Annotated in this window: 1 protein-coding gene and 1 pseudogene; both read left to right on the top strand. The window is 55.9% G+C overall.

The genetic code is table 11. The features are described from left to right. Positions 1 to 691 precede the first annotated feature (691 nt). Positions 692 to 1,162: a TIGR03067 domain-containing protein gene (locus ACOSYY_RS04140; protein ID WP_421661005.1), complete on the top strand. Its 471-nt coding sequence runs from the start codon at positions 692 to 694 to the stop codon at positions 1,160 to 1,162. A gap of 177 nt (positions 1,163 to 1,339) precedes the next feature. Beyond that, positions 1,340 to 1,721 (top strand): annotated as a pseudogene (locus ACOSYY_RS04135) (hypothetical protein); the annotation flags it as partial.

Raw genomic sequence — 1,721 nt, 5'->3', positions numbered from 1 at the left:
TGGGTGTTAAGCTATCTCGGCTGGCTTCCCATGACAGGATTACTGTCCTCGGCCACCCGCCATCCGGCTGAACGAAATGGCCTCATGATCACCGCGCATCTCGTCTGGGGTACGGTCATCGCCGCGATCACTGACATGATGTCCGGGAACTCAATGAGACGGAACGAGGAGACATAGCGATGCCTAAAGCCCGCAGCGCCGGACAGTGTTATCGATGCGAAGCCGAAGGCCGAGTCAGAATGACATTCATGACGTGCGCCCGCTGTCAGCGATATTTTTGTAGTGAGCACGGCACGCCGGAATTGGACCAATGCGAAATATGCATTGAAGACGGCGAAGAGACAGAATAACGAATGATCATCCTTCGGATCGTGGCACCGCCGTTTCTTTCATCGCCCCCCATACTGTCCGCTGCAAGACATTTTGTTCAAATACACGGCAGCAAACTTGGCCGACAGGATGAAACGTAGCTGAATCATTCATGAAGGATTGACCCCTTCCCCCCAGCCTCGATGGCCCGTTACTTGCTCGCCTACTCGTAGAGGACTTTCTGTCCATCTCCTGAAGAGACAACCCTGTTTCTCGCGTCCTGGAACACCATGCTTCTTGAGGGAATCATATCCGGGTTGTCAGTAGAGCAACGGGGCTGCTGCTTCACCAAACCTTGGCTCGTTAGAAAGAAAGGAGTGTCATGACTTACCCACACACCCAATCATATTTCGTTTCATATCTCGTCCTTGCCATGCTCCTGCTCATGGCGCCGGCCTGCACCGGTCGGTCCTCGGACCAACCGAAAGCCGATTTGACCGGCGAATATCGAATCGTCGGCGGGGAGCGCAACGGCGTTCCGATCGATCAGAACGAGTTGGACAATGCGAGCATTTATATCAGCGACACCACGATCATAGCCTATGACAAAGAGCGGAAAGAAATGTTCGCGGCGACCTACACGCTCGACACAAAACAAACGCCTTGGCACATCACCATGATCAGCACCAAGTCGCCGGATGTCGGTGCGATCGCGAAAGGCTTAATCAAGGCTGAGCAAGAGAAGGTTAAACTGGTCTACGCCTTGCCGAACGGCCAGCCCCCGACGGAATTTAAAGCGGGTCAGGAACAGCAAATGTTCGATATGGTGAAGGCTGGTCAAGCGAGCGGCTGATCATCGAGTGGCCACACGATCGAAGACAACGTATTTATGTTTTCGAGCAAGAGCAAGTCCGCATGGATTCGTTCCGGACTAAGCGTCGCATGATGTCGGAGTCTGCTGGAAGCGGCGGAATGAAGCACAAGCGATGCTGAGCGTGGATCGAACCTATAGACGGATGGAGGTCACGGCATGGCTGCACAACCGGCGGAGCGCGCAAAATTGAAACGGAAGACAAATCGAAAAAATGAGGAAGCCGGCGGAGGGAGGATAGCTCCGGCAAGACGCGTCGTATCTGAACATACGCGGCGCCGTCCTGAATACGGAAACGAACCGGCGAACGGCCGTCTGACCCAAGAGGAAATGTGGGCGTATGGGCTCGGCCTATTCGGGATCGGACTGGGATTAGCGGAGTTGATGGCGCCTCGCCGGCTCGCGCGGATGATCGGCGCCCCACCGGAATACGACGGATTGGTCCGTGCCATGGGATTGCGGGAGGTCGCCAGCGGAGTCGGCATTCTGACACAGCGCGCGCCGGCGACAGCGGTCTGGTCGAGGGTGGCCGGAGATGCGA

The organism is Nitrospira sp. BLG_2, assembly GCF_049222245.1.
This window is presented reverse-complemented; position numbering and strand designations above follow the sequence as displayed.

Excerpts from the sequence above, each read along its gene's own strand:
- ACOSYY_RS04140 (WP_421661005.1), top strand. The coding sequence starts at position 692 with ATGACTTACCCACACACCCAATCATATTTCGTTTCATATCTCGTCCTT.